General features: G+C 42.8%; 1 protein-coding gene. It reads left to right on the top strand.

Annotated elements, in window-relative coordinates; translation table 11 throughout:
• Positions 1-936, top strand: a 936-nt coding sequence (locus AC1DWB_RS36150) for an MOP flippase family protein (RefSeq protein ID WP_477545869.1), incomplete at both ends; no start/stop codon positions are given.

The following is a 936-nucleotide window of genomic DNA, read 5'->3' as shown; positions in this document are numbered from 1 at the left end:
GGCGTATATAGTGCTGGTCTGCAATTTGCCCAGGTAGCAGTATTAGCAAGATTGTTAGACCCTTCCGAATTCGGCATTTTATCGATCCTAATGGTGGTCATTCGATTTTCGCAGATGCTTATGGATATGGGGATTTCAAGTGCGATTATTCAGAAGCAGCATGTAACGACGCAGCAGCTCTCCACATTGTATTTCTTGAATATTATGTTGGGGGTAGTTGCATTTGTATTGAATCTTGTTATAGCCCCCTGGATTGCCGTGTTTTATGGAGAGGCCAGGCTTACCGAGTTATTGATCATTCTATCTTCTGTATTCCTTATCCAGTCGTTCGGTCTACAGTTTCAAGTGATGCTCCAGAAGGAACTGAAGTTTCAGGTATTGGCCAAATTAGAAATTTGTTCAACTACAATTGGCACAATCATCACCTTTGTTTGCGCATTTCTTGGCTATAACATTGAATCCGTGGTATGGGGGATGATTGGTTCTGCAATCGTGAAGTCAGCCTTGTTATGTGTCATCGGGTGGAAGAGATGGCGTCCAATTCCCGTGTTAAATGTGGGCGGTGTCAAAGAGTTTTTCCGGTTCGGTCTATACCAAGTAGGGGAACAAAGTATCAATTATTTCTCGGCCAAGGTGGATTACCTATTAATAGGGAAGTTCCTAGGAACGGAGATGTTGGGGTTCTACACGTTAGCTTACGAATTGGTCATCGTTCCCTTGCAAAAAATCAACCCGATCATTACGAAAGTCGCATTCCCGGTGTTCTCCAAGATGCAAGACCAAACGAGTGCATTAAGAAAAGGGTACCTTCAAATTGTCAAAATATTAGCTACGATCGTGTTCCCGTTATTAATTGGACTTGGTGTAACTTCTCCCTTTCTGATACCCCTTCTATATGGGGATGGATGGAGTACAAGTGTCGAATTGCTTCAAATC

The sequence above is a fragment of the Paenibacillus sp. P4_E11 genome (genome assembly GCF_056401635.1).
Note: the sequence above shows the minus strand (reverse complement) of the source record. Positions and strands in the feature narration are given on the sequence as shown.